The following is a 17,914-nucleotide window of genomic DNA, read 5'->3' on the forward strand; positions in this document are numbered from 1 at the left end:
GGTACTGCAGGGGGGACCCTGTGGGAGAGTAGGACACCGCCGGACTTCTTTCGAGAAATGGCCACCCAACGCTGGGTGGCCATTTCACGTTAACGACGTGGTCGCCCGCCAGGCCAGCAGCCGGGAGGACCCAGACATGACAGATTCACATTCGGCAGGCGACGAGCGCGAGCCTCGCCCCCGGACGAATGATCGCGCCGATCGCGCGTCGCGTCCGTCGGGCTCGACGGGCGGACAGAAGCGCCCGTACGGGAAGAGCAGCGGCGACAAGAAGCCGTATCCCAAGCCCGACGGCGATCGGAAGCCGTACGGCGCACGAGACGCCGACCGCAAGAGCTACCCCAGGCGCGATGGCGATTCGAAGCCGTACGCCAAGCGGGATGGCGAGCGTCCTTACGGCAAGCGCGACGACGATCGGAAGCCGTACCCGAAGCGCGACGGCGAATCGAAGCCGTACGCGAAGCGCGACGGCGAATCGAAGCCGTACGCCAAGCGGGACGGCGACCGCAGGCCCTATGCCAAGCGGGATGGTGACTCCAAGCCGTATGCCAAGCATGACGGCGACCGTCCCTACGGCCGGCGCGACGACGACCGGAAGCCTTACGCGAAGCGCGAGGGGGACCGCCCGTACGCGAAGCGGGACGGCGACCGTCCGTACCGCCGGCGCGACGACGACCGGAAGCCTTACGCGAAGCGCGAGGGAGACCGCCCCTACGCGAAGCGCGACGGCGCTGCGCGCGACGGCGCTGCGCGCGACGGCAAGCCGCCGCGCCCGACGCGCGGCGGCGCGGACCGTCCCGACCGCGCGACCAGACCGGAAGAGCTGCGGCCGATCCGCGAGCGGCACGACGATCCCGTCATCCCCGAAGAGATCACACCGAAGGACCTGCACCCGAGCGCCCGCAACGAGCTCAAGACGCTGAGCAAGGAGAACGCGGAGTGGGTCGCCCGTCATCTCGCGATGGCGGCACAGCTGATCGACGAGGACCCCGAGCTCGCCCACCGCCACGCCATCTCGGCGTCGCGCCGCGCCGGCCGCATCGCTGTCGTCCGCGAGACCGTCGCGATCACGGCGTACGCGACGGGCGACTACGCCCTGGCCCTCCGCGAGCTGCGGACCTACCGTCGCATCTCCGGACGCGACGACCAGATCGCGCTCATGGTCGACAGCGAGCGCGGCGTCGGCCGCGCCGATCGGGCGCTCGAGGTCGGTCGCGCGGTTGACCGCAGCGCGCTCTCGCTCGAAGTGCGCGTGCACCTCGCCATCGCGATGTCGGGTGCGCGGCTGGATCTCGGCGAGCCCGAGCGCGCCCTCGCCGAGCTCGACCTTCCCGAGGTCGACCCGGACCGCGCCTTCGAGTGGAGCCCCGCGCTCTTCGCGGCGCGCGCGTCCGTGCTCGAGGAGCTCGGTCGCCAGGACGAGGCGCATGAGTGGCAGCGGCGCGCGGTCGTCGCGGCCGACGCGCTCGACGAGGCGTCCGGCGCCGGCGATCTCGAGGTCGTGTTCGTCGACGAAGTCTTCGAGGAGTCGGACGACGACGCCTCGGCCGAAACCGACGGTGAAGACGACGAGGCCTCGGGCGAAACCGACGGTGAGGACGACGAGGACGAGGACGAGGGCGGGGCCGAGGACGAGGACGAGGACGAGGGCGAGGCCGAGGACGAGGGCGCACTCCAGGAGCCCGAACACGAGGACGCGGCCGGGGGACAGCATCCGTCCGCCCCTGAGCCTGAGCCGTCGATCGAGGACGAGGTGCACGAGCTGCTCGTCGAGGCGGGCGTCGAGGACGCCGACGAGGAGGACTGATGGCGCTCTTCTCGCGCCGGGCCGCCGAGCGCGCCCCGCTCGACGATGTCGACGTCGTGCTGGCCGATCTGGACGGCGTCGTCTACGCGGGAGCGGGTGCGCTTCCCCACGCCGTCGAGAGCCTCAATCGCGCGCGCGACGGCCGGCGCCTCGGGTACATCACGAACAACGCATCCCGCACCGATGCCTCGGTCGCGGCGCACTTGAGCGAGCTCGGTCTCCCGACCGCCGCAACCGAAGTCGTGACGAGCCCGCAGGCGGCGATGCGCCTGCTCGTGCCGCTCGTTCCCGCCGGCTCGACGATCCTCGTCGTAGGCGGCGAGGGCCTGGTGAGCGAGGTCGAGAAGGCGGGATTCGTCGTGACGCGCAGCGCCGACGACGCTCCGGCGGCCGTCGTGCAGGGGTTCGCACCCGAGGTCGGCTGGCTGCAGCTGGCCGAGGCTGCCTACGCGCTGAAGGTCCCCGAGGACGAGGGCGGCATCCCGTGGATCGCGACGAACACGGACTGGACGATCCCGCAGGCGCGGGGCGTCGCACCGGGGAACGGCACGCTCGTGTCCGCCGTGCACACGGCCGTCGGCCGGCTCGCGACCGTCGCGGGAAAGCCGGAGACCCCCATCTTCGATGAGGCCGTCGCCCGCTTCGGCGCGGCCAACCCCCTGTTCCTCGGCGATCGGCTGGACACCGACATCCTCGGCGCGAATCGTGCGGGGCTGCCCTCCGCCCTCGTGCTGACGGGGATCGACCGGCCGAAGCACATCCTCGCCGCGGGGGCCGACTCGCAGCCGACGTATCTGCTGAGCGACCTGCGCGAGCTGCACGAGCCGTACCCCGAGGCGCGGGTGCGCGACGGGGTCGTGACGGTGCGCGGTGCGAGCGTGCGGATCGACGGGCCCGATGTCCGGATCCTCTCCGAAGGCGACCGGCCGATCGATCTGCTGCGCGCGGGTGCCAAGGCGATCTGGGACACGGGTCGCGCGATCTACGGGTTCCGCGTTCCCGAGCGGCTCTACGCGGATCCGTTCCACCGCCCGTGACTCCCCGGCGATCGGGGGCGGGCCACGTATCCTGAACGCATGGACCATCCCGAGCCTCCGTCCGATGCGCGCGCCGATCTGGTCTCGGCGCTCGAGGTGATCGAGGCGCAGCCGCTGGCGACCCGGGCGACGGCGTACGAAGCGCTGGCCGAGGGGCTCGCACGGCAGCTCGACTCGGGGCCGACAGCATCCCGTCCATGACACGACGTCTGGATGCTGCGCTCGCGGAGCGCGGTCTCGCACGGTCGCGCACGCACGCAGCGACGCTGATCAGCGGTGGACTCGTATCGGTCGACGGCCGAGTCGTCGTCAAGGCCTCCACTCCCGTCGCCGACGACGCGGAGCTCGTCGTCGCGGGTGCCGACCACTACGTCAGTCGCGCCGCGCACAAGCTCATCGCGGGGCTCGACGCATTCGAGGTCGACCCGCGCGGGCGGCTCGCGCTGGACATGGGCGCCTCGACGGGCGGCTTCACGCAGGTGCTGCGCGAACGCGGCGCTGACCCCGTCATCGCGGTCGACGTCGGGCACGGCCAGCTCGCGCCCGAGATCGCGGAGGATGCCGGGGTCATCTCGGTTGAGGGGTTCAACGTCCGGTACATGACGCGCGAGGCACTCGCGGAGTCGAGCGGCATCGAGGGACCGCCGTCGGTCGTGACCGGCGATCTGTCCTTCATCTCGCTCGAGCTCGTCCTTCCCGCCGTCGCGGCGGTCTGCGCCGAGAACGCGGATGTCGTGCTCCTCGTCAAGCCGCAGTTCGAGGTCGGGCGCACAGCCGTCAAGGGCGGCCTGGTGACCGACCCGACGCTGCGCGTCGACGCGGTCGAGCGCGTCCTGTGGGCGGCGTGGGATGCCGGCCTGGGCACGCTCGGCCTCGTCTCCTCCCCGATCGCCGGGACGCACGGCAACTCCGAGTACGTCGCCCACCTCGCGCCGGGGCGGGGGAGCAATCCGACAGAATGGTTGAGCACGGTGAACCGACTGGCGGGAGCCCGATGACCGACGCAGATCGCAGCATCCTCGTCGTCGCGCATGCCCATCGGCCGGAGACCGTGGAGGCCGCCCAGCGCGTCCTGACGGCGCTGCGCTCGGCGGGCGCTCGACCCGTCCTGGCGCCCGAGGACGGGGCCGAGCTCGGCCCGCTGCTCGACGATCTCGACGGTGTGGCGACGCTCGGCGAGGACGTCCGCATCGACGAGATCGAGCTCGCGATCGTCCTGGGCGGCGACGGCACGATCCTGCGGGCCGCCGAGCTCGTGCGCGAGGGCACCGCGCCCGTGCTGGGCATCAACATGGGACACGTCGGCTTCCTCGCCGAGATCGAGCGCGACGACATGGACGACGCCGTGCGGCGCGTCATCGCGCGCGACTACAGCGTCGAGGAGCGCATGGCGCTCCAGGTGCGGGTGAAGGATGCCTCGGACCGGGTCCTGTACGAGACGTGGGCTCTCAATGAGGCGACGGTCGAGAAGGCGAGCCGGGAGCGCATGCTCGAAGTCGTCATCGAGATCGACGGCCGGCCGCTCTCGACATTCGGGTGCGACGGCGTCGTCGTGTCGACCCCGACAGGCTCGACCGCCTACAACTTCTCGGCGGGCGGACCCGTCATCTGGCCGACCGTCGAGGCGATCGCCGTCGTGCCGCTCTCGGCGCACGCCCTCTTCGCCAAGCCGCTCGCGGTCGGGCCCGAGCACGCCGTCGCGATCGAGCTCCTCCAGCGCAACCTCGGCATGGGGGTCCTGTGGTGCGACGGGCGCCGCTCACTCGACCTGCCCCAGGGTGCCCGCGTCGTCGTGCGCCGCTCCGAGCGACCCGTGCGACTGGCACGGCTGCACCCTGCGTCGTTCACCGACCGGCTCGTGCGCAAGTTCCGGCTCCCCGTCGAAGGCTGGCGCGGCCCGTCGGCCCTCACCGCCCCCGTCTCCACGGAGCAGGAGGGGCGCGAGTGATCGAGGAGATGCGCCTGCGCGACCTCGGCGTCATCGCAGAGGCCACCCTGCCCATCGGCCCCGGGTTCACCGCGATCACGGGTGAGACCGGCGCCGGCAAGACGATGGTCGTGACTGGCCTGGGCCTGCTCCTGGGGCAGCGGGCCGACTCCGGCGCCGTGCGCGCCGGGGCGGGACAGGCATCCGTCGACGGCGTGTGGCTCGTGCCTGCCGAGGGGGCCGTCGCCGATCGCGTCCGAGAAGCCGGCGGCGACCTCGAGCCCGTCGGCGCCGACCGCGCCGAGCTCCTCGTCGGGCGCACGATCTCGAGCGAGGGCCGCAGCCGCGCGACCGTCGGCGGACGGTCGGCTCCGGCGGGAGTGCTCGCCGACCTCGCCGACGAGCTCGTCGTCGTGCACGGCCAGTCCGACCAGCTGCGGCTGCGGTCCGCGACGGCGCAGCGCGACGCGCTCGACCGCTTCGGCGGCGACGCCGTGCAGCGGAGCGTCTTGGCGTATCGCGGCGCGTACGAACGGTTCCGCGCGGTCGACCACGAGTTGCATTCCCTCACGACGGACCGCGACTCGCGTGCCCGTGAGGCGGACGAGCTGCGCTCGGCGATCGCCGAGATCGAGCAGGCGGCACCTGTCGCCGGCGAGGACGCCGAGCTCGCGGCTCGCGCCGAGCGGCTCGCGAACGCCGAAGAGCTGCGCCTTGCCGCGGCGACCGCGCACGACGCCCTGTCGGGCGAGCGGGACGAGCCCGATGTCGGCACGCTGCTCGCGGAGGCGCGCCGCGCGCTCGAGCGGGGCGCCGCGAGCGACCCCGCACTCGACGAGCTCTCGTCGCAGGCCGCCGAGCTCGGCTACCGCGCTGCCGACCTCGCCGCGTCGCTCGCGGGCTACCTCGCCGACCTCGACGAGTCCGGCCCGCACGAGCTCGCGGCCGTCGAGGAGCGTCGTGCCGTGCTCGGGGCGCTCGTCCGCGCGCACGGGTCGCTCGACGCCGCGATCGCGCTCCTCGAGACCGGCTCCGCCCGGCTCGCCGAGCTCGACGACGACGGTGATCGCGTCGAACGGCTCACGGCGGAGCGGGATGCCGCGGCATCCGCTCTCGACGAGGCCGCAGCGTCGCTCACCGCGGCGCGCACGGAGGCCGCGGAGCGCCTCGGCGCCGCGGTCACGACCGAGATGCGCGCGCTCGCCATGCCCGACGCTCGGGTCGTCGTCGCGGTCACGCCCGGGCCCGAGTCCTCGTCCGGGCGCGACGACGTCGCGATCCTCCTCGCCCCGCATCCGGGGTCCGAGCCGCGCCCCGTCGCGCGCACGGCGTCCGGCGGCGAACTCAGCCGCGTCATGCTCGCGATCGAGGTCGTCATCGCCGGGGTGGACCCCGTCCCGACGTTCGTCTTCGACGAGGTCGACGCCGGGATCGGCGGCGCCGCGGCGATCGAGGTGGGCCGGCGCCTCGCGCGCCTGGCCGAGGCATCCCAGGTCATCGCCGTGACGCACCTCGCGCAGGTCGCCGCCTTCGCGGGCAACCACCTGACGGTCGTCAAGGCGAGCGACGGGTCGGTGACAGCATCCGATGTCCGCCGCATCGACGGCGCCGACCGCGAAGCCGAGATGGCTCGACTGCTGTCGGGCATGCCCGATTCGGATGCCGCGCTCACGCACGCCCGTGAGTTGCTCAGCCTTCGCACGGACTCGGCCTGATAGGGTAAAAGCCCGTGATGCAGACTTCAGGCGCAACGGGAACGACTTCGAACGACACCACCAAGCACATCTTCGTGACGGGTGGTGTCGTTTCCTCGTTGGGCAAGGGTCTGACCGCGGCGAGCCTCGGCAACCTCCTCACGGCGCGCGGTCTCCGGGTCGTCATGCAGAAGCTCGACCCCTACCTCAACGTCGACCCCGGAACGATGAATCCGTTCCAGCACGGCGAGGTCTTCGTGACGGACGACGGCGCCGAGACCGACCTCGACATCGGCCATTACGAGCGCTTCCTGGACATCGAGCTGAGCCAGGCCGCGAACGTCACGACGGGCCAGATCTACTCCCAGGTCATCGCGCGCGAGCGCCGCGGCGAGTACCTCGGCGACACCGTGCAGGTCATCCCGCACATCACGGACGAGATCAAGCGCCGCATGCGCCTGCAGGCCGACGAGACGCCCAAGCCGGACGTCATCATCACCGAGATCGGCGGCACGGTCGGCGACATCGAGTCGCAGCCCTTCATCGAGTCGGCGCGTCAGATCCGCCACGAGCTCGGCCGCGCGAACGTCTTCTTCGTGCACGTCTCGCTCGTCCCGTTCATGGGCGCGTCGGGGGAGCAGAAGACGAAGCCGACGCAGCACTCCGTCGCGGCGCTGCGCAGCATCGGCATCCAGCCGGACGCGCTCGTCCTGCGCAGCGACCGGCCCGTCACCGAGGCCAACAAGCGCAAGATCGCGCTCATGTGCGACGTCGACGAGGACGCGGTCGTCAACGCCGTCGACGTCCCGAGCATCTACGACATCCCGTCGATGCTCAACGAGCAGGGCCTCGACGACTACATCGTGCGCGCGCTCGGCCTGTCGAAGGCGGACGACGTCGACTGGTCGCGCTGGCAGCGCGTTCTCCAGGCCGTGCACAACCCCAAGCACGAAGTGACGATTGGCCTCGTCGGCAAGTACATCGATCTTCCGGATGCCTACCTCTCGGTGACCGAGGCGCTCAAGGCCGGCGGGTTCGCGCAGGAGACCCACGTCAACATCCGCTGGATCCCCTCGGACGAGTGCGAGACGCCCGAGGGCGCCGAGAAGGCCCTGGGGACGCTGGACGGCATCGTCATCCCGGGCGGGTTCGGCATCCGCGGCATCGAGGGCAAGATCGGCGCGCTGAAGTTCGCGCGCGAGCAGGGCATCCCGACCCTCGGCATCTGCCTCGGCCTCCAGTGCATCGTCATCGAGTACGCGCGCCATGTCGCCGGGATCGAGGGGGCCTCGTCCAGCGAGTTCGACCCTGACACCGAGCATCCCGTCATCGCGACGATGGAGGAGCAGGTCGACATCCTCGAGTCGGGCGACATGGGCGGCACGATGCGCCTGGGCCTGTACCCCGCGGCGCTCGCCGAGGGTTCGATCGCTGCCGAGGTGTACGGCTCGACGACAGCATCCGAGCGTCACCGCCACCGCTACGAGGTCAACAACCGGTACCGCGACCAGATCGCCGAGGCCGGGCTCGTGTTCTCGGGCCTGAACCCCGATCTCGACCTGGTCGAGTACGTCGAGCTGCCGCGCGACGTGCACCCGTACTACATCGCGACGCAGGCGCACCCCGAGCTGCGCTCGCGTCCCACCGACGCGAACCCGCTTTTCCGCGGTCTCGTGGGCGCCGCCCTCGAGCGCCACCGCGCGAGCGAGCTGTTCGAGGTCGAGAGTGACTGAGGCGCTGCGCGACGAGCCGGTCGAGGCCGAGGTCACCGCCAGCGACCTCGTGTACGAGGGCCGGGTGTGGGACGTCCGCAGCGACTCGTTCCGGTACAACGGCGCGGAGCTCGTCCGGCAGTACGTCGACCATCCGGGCGCCTCGGCGATCGTCGCGGTCGATGACGACGAGCGCGTGCTGCTCATCCAGCAGTATCGGCATCCCATCCGCCATCGCGACTGGGAGATCCCGGCCGGACTGCTCGACATCGACGGCGAGACGCCGCTCGAGACGGCGCAGCGCGAGCTCGTCGAGGAGGCGGACCTCCACGCCGACGACTGGCAGGAGCTCGTGAGCATCTTCACGACCCCCGGCGGCAACGACGAGGTCGTGCACCTCTTCCTGGCGCGGGGACTGCGACCGGTCGGAGAGGCGCACGCGCGCGAGGCGGAGGAGGCCGACATACGCGTCGAGTGGGTGCCGCTTCAGGATGCTGTCACCGGCGTGCTCGAGGGGCGCTTGCGCAACGGCATCCTGTCGGTCGGAGTGCTCGCGGCCGCGGAGAAGCTCCGCCGGGGCTGAGTCGGTGAGGCTCGAGCGCGCGGTCGACACGTATCTGCGGCACGTCGCGATCGAGCGCGGGCTGTCCGACAACACCGTCGGCGCCTACCGACGCGATCTCGCGGCGTACGTCGAGTGGCTCGCGGCCCGCGGGTGCGAGGACTCCGACGACATCACGCCGACGCTCGTCGCCGAGTTCGTCGCCGACCGGGCGTCGGCGCTGCCCCGGCCCGCGGCATCCTCTGTCGCCCGCCTGCAGTCGTCGGTGCGCGGCCTGCACCGCTTCCTCGCGCGGGAGGGCATCGAGACCGACGATCCGGCGGCGCGGCTGCGGCCGCCGAAGCTCCCGCGGCGACTGCCCAAGGCACTGACGATCGAGCAGGTCGAGCGCCTGCTGAACGCGTCGGGGCCTGCCCCGTCGGAGGGTGTCCTGAGCGATGTGATCGGCATCCGGGATCGCGCGCTGCTCGAGCTGCTCTACGCCACCGGCGCGCGGGTGTCCGAGGCGGTGCAGCTCGACGTCGACGATCTCGCGCACGGCGACGTGCTCCGTGTGCGCGGCAAGGGCTCGAAGGAGCGGATCGTCCCGATCGGGTCGTACGCGCGCGCCGCCGTCGACGCGTACCTCGTGCGGTCGCGGCCCGAGCTCTCGCGAAGGGGGACGGCGACGCCCCGGCTGTTCCTGGGGGCGCGCGGCGCACCGCTGTCGAGGCAGAGCGCGTGGCTCGTCATCCAGCACGCCGCCGACCGCGCACAGCTCACGGCGCACGTCTCGCCGCACACCCTGCGCCATTCGTTCGCGACGCATCTGCTGCAGGGCGGGGCGGACGTCCGGGTCGTGCAGGAGCTGCTCGGCCACGCCTCGGTCGCGACGACGCAGATCTACACGCACGTCTCGGTCGACGCCTTGCGCGACGTCTACGCGACGTCGCACCCTCGCGCACGCTGACCGCGCCCGCGCGGGCTGAGCACCTCTGCCGCGAGACTTCGCGAATGTCACGCGCCGGGCGCGATTCGCGGACATTCGTGAAGTCTCGCGGGCGGTGAGCGGCCGCGTGGGTAGAATCAACCGGATAACCGTGAGAGCAGGAGATTCGGTGGCGGGCACAAAGACGGGCGCAGCGAAGGCCTTGAAAGAGGACACGCCCATCGGCCCCACCGGTCGCCCCTATCAGGGCTTCCCCACGCCCCCGAAGCTCGACTCCCACGGCCCCGCCCGCATCATCTCGCTGTGCAATCAGAAGGGCGGCGTCGGCAAGACCACGACGACGATCAACCTCGCGGCCGCGCTCGCCGGCTATGGCCGCAAGGTGCTCGCGGTGGACTTCGACCCGCAGGGTGCGCTGTCGGCGGGTCTCGGCATCCCGACGCATGACGTTCTGACCGTGTACGACCTGCTCGTCGACGGCAAGCGCGACCCGCGCGACGCGATCGTCTCGACGGCGACGCCGAACCTCGACCTCATCCCGGCGAACATCGATCTGTCGGCCGCCGAGGTCCAGCTCGTCAACGAGGTCGCGCGCGAGACGATCCTGTCGCGGGTCCTGCGCAAGGTGTCGCCGGACTACGACGTCATCCTCATCGACTGCCAGCCGTCGCTGGGCCTGCTCACCGTCAACGCCCTGACCGCGAGCCACGGCGTGGTCATCCCGCTCGAGTGCGAGTTCTTCGCGCTGCGCGGCGTCGCGCTGCTCATCGAGACGATCGACAAGGTGCGCGACCGCCTCAACCCCACCATCACGCTGGACGGCCTGCTCGCTACGATGTACGACCCGCGCACGCTGCACTCGCGCGAAGTGCTCGAGCGCGTCGTCGAGGCGTTCGGCGACGATGTGCTCGAGACCGTCATCGGGCGCACCGTGAAGTTCCCGGACGCCTCGGTCTCGGGGATGCCGATCACGGAGTTCGCGCCCGAGCACGCGGCCGCCCAGGCCTACCTGAGGCTGGCCCGGGAGCTGGTCGCTCGTGGCGCTGTCGCCTGAGGACCCTTCGACGAGCTCAGAGACCGAGGACTCGCGCGGCGCCGAGGACGCGCCCGCTGTCGAGGGTGTGCCCGGCGCGGGCGAGGACGACCGCGGTTTCCGCGTCTCGCTCGGCGTCTTCGACGGACCGTTCGATCTGCTGCTGACCCTCATCTCCAAGCACGAGCTCGACATCACCGAGGTCGCGCTGTCGAAGGTGACGGACGAGTTCATCGCGTACCTGCGCCAGCTCGATCCGGAGGAGGAGCTCGAGCGGGCCTCCGAATTCCTCGTCGTCGCCGCGACGCTCCTCGACATGAAGGTCGCGGGGCTGCTGCCGCAGGGCGAGCTCGTCGATGCGGAGGCCGTCGCGCTCCTCGAGGCGCGCGACCTGCTGTTCGCCCGGCTCCTGCAGTACCGCGCCTTCAAGGAGGTGTCGGCGTGGTTCGAGCGGTGCCTGCGGCGCGAGGACCGGCGGCACACCCGTTCGGTGCGACTCGACGCGAAGTACCGGAACGCCCAGCCCGAGCTCGTCTGGACCCTGAGCGTCGACGACTTCGCCGCCCTCGCCGTGCTCGCGATGACGCCGAAGGAGGTGCCGCACGTCGGACTCGATCACCTGCACGCGCCGCTCGTGAGCATCCGCGAGCAGGCTGCGGTCGTCGTGACGCTGCTGCGCGGTGCGGGAGCGATGAGCTTCCGCGAGCTGATCGCGGGCGTGTCGCAGCCGGGCGTCGTCGTCGCGCGCTTCCTGTCCGTGCTCGAGCTGTACCGGCATTCCGCTCTGTCGTTCGAGCAGCTGGAGCCGCTCGGCGAACTCACGCTGCGCTGGACCGCCGACCGGTGGTCCGACGAGAACCTCGCGACCCTGGGAGCCGACTATGACCGATGACGCCGTGCCCGACGAGGCGGTGACGGATGCCGCGACCTCCGTCAGTCGCCGGCTCGAGGCGATCCTGCTGATCGTCGACGAGCCGCAGAGCCTCGTGGCTCTCGCGACCGCCGTCGGCGCACCGGTGCCGGCCGTGCGCCAGGCGATCGAGGCGCTCGTGGAGGACTACGACGGCCTCGCGGGCGGCCCGCGCCGCGGGTTCGAGCTGCGCGAGGTCGGCGGCGGGTGGCGGCTGTACGTGCGCGAGGAGCACGACGACCTCGTGTCGGAGTTCGTCAATGCCCAGGCTCCGTCCCGGCTGTCGCAGGCGGCGCTCGAGACGCTCGCCGTCATCGCCTACAAGCAGCCGGTGACGCGTGGGCAGGTCGCATCGATCCGCGCCGTCAATGTCGACTCCGTCGTGCGCACGCTCCTCGCGCGCGGCCTGATCACGGAGGTCTTCACTGACCCCGAGACGGGTGCGATCCACTACGGGACGACGGACGCGCTGCTGGTCAACCTCGGGATCAACTCGCTCGACGAGCTCCCGCACATCTCGCCCCTCCTCGACGACGGGGCGAACGGCTTCGACGAGGTGGTCCGGTGAGCGACAGCATCCGGGATCCCGAGGGGGTCCGCCTGCAGAAGGTGCTCGCGAACGCCGGCGTCGCGTCGCGACGGGTCGCCGAGCAGCTCATCGTCGAGGGACGCGTGCGCGTCAACGGCGCGGTCGTGACGGAGCTCGGCTCGCGCATCGACCCCGAGAACGACCTCGTCGACGTGGACGGCACGGCGATCCAGCTCGACCAGTCCAAGCGCTACGTCATGCTCAACAAGCCCCGGGGCGTCGTGAGCTCGATGAAGGACGAGCGCGGCCGTCCGGATCTGCGCCGCTTCACGAAGGAGTGGCCCGAGCGCCTGTACAACGTCGGGCGACTGGATGCCGACACGAGCGGCCTGCTCGTCCTGACGAACGACGGAGAGCTCGCGCACGTCCTCGCGCACCCGTCGTTCGGTGTGACGAAGGTGTACATCGCGAAGGTCGAGGGCCGGGTGGCTCCGCAGACGATCCAGCGGCTCACGAAGGGCATCGAGCTCGAGGACGGGCCGATCGCGGCCGACAAGGCTCGCCTTCTGTCCGCCTCGACACGCTCGGCGACCGGGGCGGAGGACGGTGCGTCCCTCGTCGAGCTGACCCTGCACTCCGGCAAGAACCGCATCGTGCGGCGCATGATGGCCGAGGTCGGGCATCCGGTGATCGAGCTCGTGCGGCGCCAGTTCGGCCCGCTGCACCTGGGAACCCTCCCAGCGGGCCAGGCCCGCGAGTTGACTAAGGTGGAACGCGGCGCGCTCCTCACTCTCGCGCGCCAGGCGGCCGACGGGCCGCCGGGGGAGCAGGAGACACGGTGAGCGAATCCACGGGCGTGCGGTCTGCCCGGGTTCAGGGCACGGTGCGCATCGTCGGCGCGGGGCTGCTCGGCGCGAGCATCGGCCACGCGCTGAGCGCCAACGGCATCGACGTCGCACTCGACGACACGTCGCCTGCGCAGCTGCGCCTCGCGATCGACTACGGCGCGGGCCGCGCCGCGCGCGAAGACGACCGACCGTCGCTCGTCGTCGTGGCGGTGCCGCCAGACGTGACCGCGGATGTCATCGAGCGCGAGCTCGCGCGCTTCCCGGATGCTGTCGTGACAGACGTCGCCAGCGTCAAACTCGAGCCGCTCCGGGCCCTGCGCGAGCGCGGCGCCGACCTGCGACGGTACATCGGCTCGCACCCGCTCGCCGGGCGTGAGCGCGGCGGAGCGATCGCGGCGCGCGCCGACATCTTCATCGGGCGCCCGTGGGTCGTCTGCCGCGACGAGGAGACGTCGGCCTCGGATCTCGCGCTCGTCGAGGCGCTCGCGCTCGACCTCGGCGCGACGCCGATCGAGATGAGCCCCGAGGAGCACGACCGCGCCGTCGCGCTCGTTTCGCACGTCCCCCAGATCGTCGCGAGCCTCCTCGCGGGGCGCTTCGTCGACGCGCCGGACGGGTCGCTCAGGCTCGCGGGCCAAGGCGTGCGCGACACGACGCGCATCGCAGCATCCGCCCCCGAGCTCTGGGTGCAGATCCTCGGCGCGAACTCGGCACCCGTCGTCGACGTGCTCGACGCGCTCTCGGCCGACCTCGCCGAAGTGGCTGCGGCGCTCCGCGACGTCGACATGCCGGGGGCCCGCCGCGCCGTTGCCGACACGATCCGCCGCGGCAACGACGGCGTCGAGCGACTCCCCGGCAAGCACGGGCAGAACCGCCGGTTCGAGACCCTCGTCGTCATGGTCGACGACACTCCGGGCCAGCTGGGACGACTCTTCGGCGAGCTCGGCGAGCTCGGCGTCAACGTGGAAGACCTGCGCCTGGAGCACTCTCCGGGCGCACAGTTCGGCCTCGCGGAGATCTCGGTCGTGCCGAGCGCCGTGCGGGCTGCGACCGAGGGGCTCGAGGCCCGAGGTTGGCGGATTGCGAGTATCAATGACTGACCCTTCGACCAGCACGCGGACCGTGTTCAAGCAGCCCGCCGACGCGCCTGCGCAGGACCCGGTCGTCGTCGCGATCGACGGCCCTGCCGGCAGCGGTAAGTCGAGCGTCGCGAAGCAGGCGGCGCGCGAGCTGGGCTACGGCTACCTCGACACGGGCGCGGCGTATCGCGCGCTCGCCTGGCATGCGCTTCAGCACGGTGCCGACACGTCGGACTCGACCGCCGTGCTCGAGGTCACCGGCGACTTCGACTACGCCATCTCGCTCGACCCGGACGCCTTCTGGGTGCGGGTGGGCGCGACCGATGTCACGGACGCGATCCGCGAGCCGCGGGTGACGGATGCTGTCAGCGGCGTCGCCCGCGTGGCACCCGTGCGGGAGTTCCTGAACGCGCTGTTCCTGTGGCTCGTCGAGCACTCGGGTCGTCGCGGAGTCATCATCGAGGGTCGCGACATCACGACCGTCGTCGCACCGGACGCGCCGGTGCGGATCCTGCTGACCGCGGCGCCCGAGGTGCGGGCCGCGCGGCGCAGCGCCGAGCTCACCTCGCACGATGCGGCCTCGGTCGCCGAAGCCCTGCACCGCCGTGATGCGTCGGACTCGAAGGTCGTCGACTTCCTGACGGCGGCACCCGGGGTGACGGTCGTCGACTCGACCGAGCTCGACTTCGACGCGACGGTCGCGGCGGTGCTCGAGGTCGTGGGTGCGACCCTTCGACAGGCTCAGGGATCGGCGGCGGCTCAGGGACCGGATTCTCAGGGACCGGACGCAGAGGAGGGCGCTCGATGAGCGGCGAAGAAGAGTACGAGGGCACGCCCGACCACCTGGCCGACAAGCTCGCCCACCTCGACGAGGATCTCGCCGAGCAGCGGGCCGAGACGCTGCGCGCATCGCTCGGGGCCGACTACGAGCTCGACGACGAGGATGCCGCGCTCCTCGCCGGCGTGACGCTCGGCGAGGACGGCATCGAGTTCCTGCCGGCGCTTCCCGTCGTCGCGATCGTGGGGCGGCCGAACGTCGGCAAGTCCGCGCTCGTCAACCGCATCCTCGGCCGCCGCGAGGCCGTCGTGGAGGACACCCCCGGTGTCACGCGCGACCGCGTGACCTACAAGGCGGAGTGGCTCGGCCGCCGCTTCACGATCGTCGACACGGGCGGCTGGGAACCCGACGCCCGTGGGATCGACCGCTCGGTCGCGGCGCAGGCGGAGGTCGCGATCGACCTGTCCGACGTCGTGCTGTTCGTCGTCGACGCGATGGTCGGTGCGACCTCGACCGACGAGCACGTCGTGAAGCTCCTGCGCAAGAGCGGCAAGCCCGTCTTCCTCGTCGCGAACAAGATCGACGACGCGCGGCAGGAGCCCGAAGCGGCCGCCCTCTGGAACCTCGGCCTCGACCAGCCCTGGCCCGTCTCGGCGATCCACGGACGCGGCGTCGCGGACCTCCTCGACGAGATCATGAAGGTCCTGCCCGAGACCTCGGCCGTCGCGAAGCAGGAGATCGGCGGCCCGCGCCGCGTCGCGATCCTGGGTCGCCCCAATGTCGGCAAGTCGTCGCTGCTCAACAAGGCCGCGGGCGAGGAGCGCGTCGTCGTAAACGAGCTCGCCGGCACGACCCGCGACCCCGTCGACGAGATCGTCGAGCTGGGCGGCAGGCTGTGGCGCTTCGTCGACACCGCCGGCATCCGCCGCCGCGTGCATCTGCAGCAGGGCGCCGACTTCTACGCCTCCCTGCGCACGTCGGCCGCGCTCGAGAAGGCCGAAGTCGCCGTCGTCGTGCTCGACGTGAGCGAGCCCGTCAGCGAGCAGGACGTCCGCATCATCGACCTCGTCCTCGAGTCGGGCCGCGCGCTCGTGCTGGCCTACAACAAGTGGGATCGCCTGAACGACGTCGACATGGAGAACATCGATCGGCGCAGGTATCTCGAGCGCGAGATCGAGCAGGACCTCGCGCACGTGTCGTGGGCGCCGCGCGTCAACATCTCTGCGCGCACGGGACGTCACCTCGACAAGCTCGTGCCCGCGCTCGAGACCGCCCTCGAGTCGTGGGATCAGCGCATCCCGACGGGCAAGTTCAACGCGTTCCTGTCCGAGCTCGTCGCCGAGCACCCGCACCCCGTGCGGGGCGGCAAGCAGCCGCGCATCCTGTTCGGGACGCAGGCCTCGACGCGGCCGCCGACCTTCGTGCTCTTCACGACCGGCTTTCTCGACCCGGGCTACCGCCGGTTCATCCAGCGGCGCCTGCGCGAGCTGTACAGCTTCGAGGGCTCGCCGATCGTCATCAACATGCGGGTGCGCGAGAAGCGACAGCGCTGATCGGGAAATCCGGGATGCTGCGATTCAGCGCATCCCGGATGCGGCCGGTCGCACCATCGCGGCGGCGTCGGGCGCCTGGAACCCGAACTTCTCGTAGAGCGTGTGCGCGTCGCGCGTGAAGAGCGTCCAGCGGAAGTCGCGCCCCGGACCCTCGTCGATCATGAGCGACAGCATCCGCTGGGCGACGCCCTGCCCGTCGTGGCCCGCCGCGACGTACACATCGGCGAGATAGGCGAACGCGACGCCGTCCGAGACGGCGCGCGCGAAGCCGACCTGCTCGCCCGTGTCGGAGCGGTAGGCGCCGACCACGCGCCACGCCGAGTCGAGCTGCGCGTCGAAGTCGGCGCGGTGGCGCCAGCGGCCCCAGTACGCCTCGGCCGAGAGCCAGGCCCAGACGGCGTCGCGCTGGATGCGGGCGGGGTCGGCGTCGAGCTCGTGGTCCATCGGATCATTCTGCCGATCCACCGCCCGATCGGCGCCGGGCCGCGGGGTCACTCGTGGCCCGAACGCGGTCGCCCTGTGTCGGCGCCCGCGTCGCGCGGGGCCGCGTGTGAGAGTGTGGACGGGTGACGATCGAGCCGCCCGCCCCCGGTGAGCCGCGACGGCCTTTCGGACCGCGCGATCCGGGCGACGCGTGGGTCGTCGCCCCCGACGGCGCCCGGTACTGGGGCCGCTTCGGCGCGGCGGGCCTGCTCGCGGTGGATCCGGCCCAGGGCGTGCTGCTGCAGCATCGCGTCTCGTGGAGCCACTTCGGCGACACGTGGGCGCTGCCAGGCGGTGCGCGTCACGAGGGCGAGTCGGCGACCGACGGGGCTCTGCGCGAGGCCGCAGAGGAGGCGGGCGTTCCGGATGCCGCCATCCGGCCGCGCTTCGTGAGCGTCCTCGACCTCGGCTACTGGAGCTACACGACCCTCGTCGGCGACGTCGTGACGCCGTTCGAGCCGCGGATCGCCGATCCGGAGAGCCATGAGCTCGCGTGGGTGTCGCCCGCCGAGGTCGTGACCCGGCCGCTGCACCCGGGGTTCGCATCGTCCTGGACGGGCCTCGAGCCGCTGCTGAGCCTTCGGCCCGCGGTCGTCGTCGACGTCGCGAATGTCGTCGGCTCGGTGCCGGACGGCTGGTGGCGCGATCGCGCCGGCGCGGCAGGGCGGTTGCTGTCGCGCGTCGCGCGGCTCGGCGAGGCGGGCGTTCCCGCAGAGGCCATCGGACTTCCGGCTCACACATGGTTCCCCGAATGGGTCGCGGTCGTCGAGGGGCAGGCACGCGGGGTCGAGGCGACCGGCGATGTCGAGGTCGTGCGGGCCGCGGCATCCGGAGACGACGCCATCGTGGACGCGGCCGAGCGCCTCGTCGCGGAAGAGCGAGCCGTGACGGTCGTGACGAGCGACCGCGGACTCGCTGCGCGGGTGCAGGATGCCGGGGCTGCCGTCCGCGGGACGCGTTGGCTGCTCGACCTGCTGCCGGAGTGATCCGCGGGCCCGTGCGTCGAGAAGCCAGAAGTTCTGGCATCTCGGCAG

The 17,914-nt window shown here is 71.7% G+C and carries 18 protein-coding genes; 17 read left to right on the forward strand and 1 reads right to left on the reverse strand.

Annotation, left to right across the window (positions count from 1 at the left end; translation table 11 throughout):
- Positions 1-136: 136 nt before the first annotated feature.
- From ABZ477_RS18365 to der, 16 genes are all read left to right on the forward strand, one after another.
- A complete protein-coding gene (locus tag ABZ477_RS18365) occupies positions 137-1,807 on the forward strand; it encodes a primosomal protein (RefSeq protein ID WP_360136148.1) in 1,671 nt (556 codons plus the stop codon).
- Positions 1,807-2,844 (forward strand): HAD-IIA family hydrolase, encoded by a 1,038-nt coding sequence (locus ABZ477_RS18370; RefSeq protein ID WP_360136150.1) that lies wholly within the window; start codon positions 1,807-1,809, stop codon positions 2,842-2,844. Before ABZ477_RS18365 ends, ABZ477_RS18370 begins: the two co-directional genes overlap by 1 nt.
- Before the next feature lie 39 nt (positions 2,845-2,883).
- Positions 2,884-3,045 (forward strand): hypothetical protein, encoded by a 162-nt coding sequence (locus ABZ477_RS18375; RefSeq protein WP_360136152.1) that lies wholly within the window; start codon positions 2,884-2,886, stop codon positions 3,043-3,045.
- On the forward strand, positions 3,042-3,842 hold the full coding sequence (locus tag ABZ477_RS18380) for a TlyA family RNA methyltransferase (RefSeq protein ID WP_360136154.1): 801 nt from the start codon (positions 3,042-3,044) through the stop codon (positions 3,840-3,842). Before ABZ477_RS18375 ends, ABZ477_RS18380 begins: the two co-directional genes overlap by 4 nt.
- Positions 3,839-4,792: an NAD kinase gene (locus ABZ477_RS18385; protein ID WP_360136156.1), complete on the forward strand. Its 954-nt coding sequence runs from the start codon at positions 3,839-3,841 to the stop codon at positions 4,790-4,792. Before ABZ477_RS18380 ends, ABZ477_RS18385 begins: the two co-directional genes overlap by 4 nt.
- A complete protein-coding gene (recN, locus tag ABZ477_RS18390) occupies positions 4,789-6,486 on the forward strand; it encodes a DNA repair protein RecN (RefSeq protein ID WP_360136158.1) in 1,698 nt (565 codons plus the stop codon). The genes ABZ477_RS18385 and recN overlap by 4 nt, the downstream gene beginning before the upstream one ends.
- A gap of 17 nt (positions 6,487-6,503) precedes the next feature.
- Positions 6,504-8,198 carry a CTP synthase gene (locus tag ABZ477_RS18395; protein ID WP_360136283.1) on the forward strand — a complete coding sequence of 565 codons (1,695 nt, stop codon included), beginning with the start codon at positions 6,504-6,506 and terminating at the stop codon, positions 8,196-8,198.
- Positions 8,191-8,760: an NUDIX hydrolase gene (locus ABZ477_RS18400; RefSeq protein ID WP_360136160.1), complete on the forward strand. Its 570-nt coding sequence runs from the start codon at positions 8,191-8,193 to the stop codon at positions 8,758-8,760. The genes ABZ477_RS18395 and ABZ477_RS18400 overlap by 8 nt, the downstream gene beginning before the upstream one ends.
- Before the next feature lie 4 nt (positions 8,761-8,764).
- Positions 8,765-9,688 carry a site-specific tyrosine recombinase XerD gene (gene xerD, locus ABZ477_RS18405; RefSeq protein WP_360136162.1) on the forward strand — a complete coding sequence of 308 codons (924 nt, stop codon included), beginning with the start codon at positions 8,765-8,767 and terminating at the stop codon, positions 9,686-9,688.
- Between the two features lie 148 nt (positions 9,689-9,836).
- Positions 9,837-10,721 carry a ParA family protein gene (locus ABZ477_RS18410; protein ID WP_360136164.1) on the forward strand — a complete coding sequence of 295 codons (885 nt, stop codon included), beginning with the start codon at positions 9,837-9,839 and terminating at the stop codon, positions 10,719-10,721.
- 67 nt (positions 10,722-10,788) lie between these two features.
- Positions 10,789-11,592, forward strand: coding sequence for a ScpA family protein (locus tag ABZ477_RS18415; RefSeq protein WP_360136285.1), 804 nt, complete (start codon positions 10,789-10,791; stop codon positions 11,590-11,592).
- Complete coding sequence (gene scpB, locus ABZ477_RS18420) at positions 11,582-12,178, forward strand: SMC-Scp complex subunit ScpB (RefSeq protein ID WP_360136166.1); 597 nt, start codon at positions 11,582-11,584, stop codon at positions 12,176-12,178. The genes ABZ477_RS18415 and scpB overlap by 11 nt, the downstream gene beginning before the upstream one ends.
- A complete protein-coding gene (locus tag ABZ477_RS18425; RefSeq protein WP_360136168.1) occupies positions 12,175-12,981 on the forward strand; it encodes a pseudouridine synthase in 807 nt (268 codons plus the stop codon). Before scpB ends, ABZ477_RS18425 begins: the two co-directional genes overlap by 4 nt.
- The gene (locus ABZ477_RS18430; protein ID WP_360136170.1) at positions 12,978-14,087 is read left to right on the forward strand and encodes a prephenate dehydrogenase; all 1,110 of its coding nucleotides are present in this window, start codon (positions 12,978-12,980) and stop codon (positions 14,085-14,087) included. Before ABZ477_RS18425 ends, ABZ477_RS18430 begins: the two co-directional genes overlap by 4 nt.
- Positions 14,080-14,874, forward strand: a complete 795-nt coding sequence (gene cmk / locus ABZ477_RS18435) for a (d)CMP kinase (protein ID WP_360136172.1) — start codon at positions 14,080-14,082, stop codon at positions 14,872-14,874. The genes ABZ477_RS18430 and cmk overlap by 8 nt, the downstream gene beginning before the upstream one ends.
- The gene (gene der, locus ABZ477_RS18440) at positions 14,871-16,397 is read left to right on the forward strand and encodes a ribosome biogenesis GTPase Der (protein WP_360136174.1); all 1,527 of its coding nucleotides are present in this window, start codon (positions 14,871-14,873) and stop codon (positions 16,395-16,397) included. The genes cmk and der overlap by 4 nt, the downstream gene beginning before the upstream one ends.
- Before the next feature lie 24 nt (positions 16,398-16,421).
- Here der and ABZ477_RS18445 read toward each other — a convergent pair whose 3' ends face one another.
- A complete protein-coding gene (locus tag ABZ477_RS18445; protein WP_360136176.1) occupies positions 16,422-16,841 on the reverse strand; it encodes a GNAT family N-acetyltransferase in 420 nt (139 codons plus the stop codon).
- A gap of 122 nt (positions 16,842-16,963) precedes the next feature.
- On the opposite strand from ABZ477_RS18445, the gene ABZ477_RS18450 reads away from it, so the two are divergent.
- A complete protein-coding gene (locus ABZ477_RS18450; protein ID WP_360136178.1) occupies positions 16,964-17,866 on the forward strand; it encodes an NUDIX hydrolase in 903 nt (300 codons plus the stop codon).
- Positions 17,867-17,914: the final 48 nt, after the last annotated feature.

Source organism: Microbacterium sp. NPDC019599, assembly GCF_040632175.1.
In the GTDB taxonomy this organism is placed as follows: Bacteria; Actinomycetota; Actinomycetes; order Actinomycetales; family Microbacteriaceae; genus Microbacterium.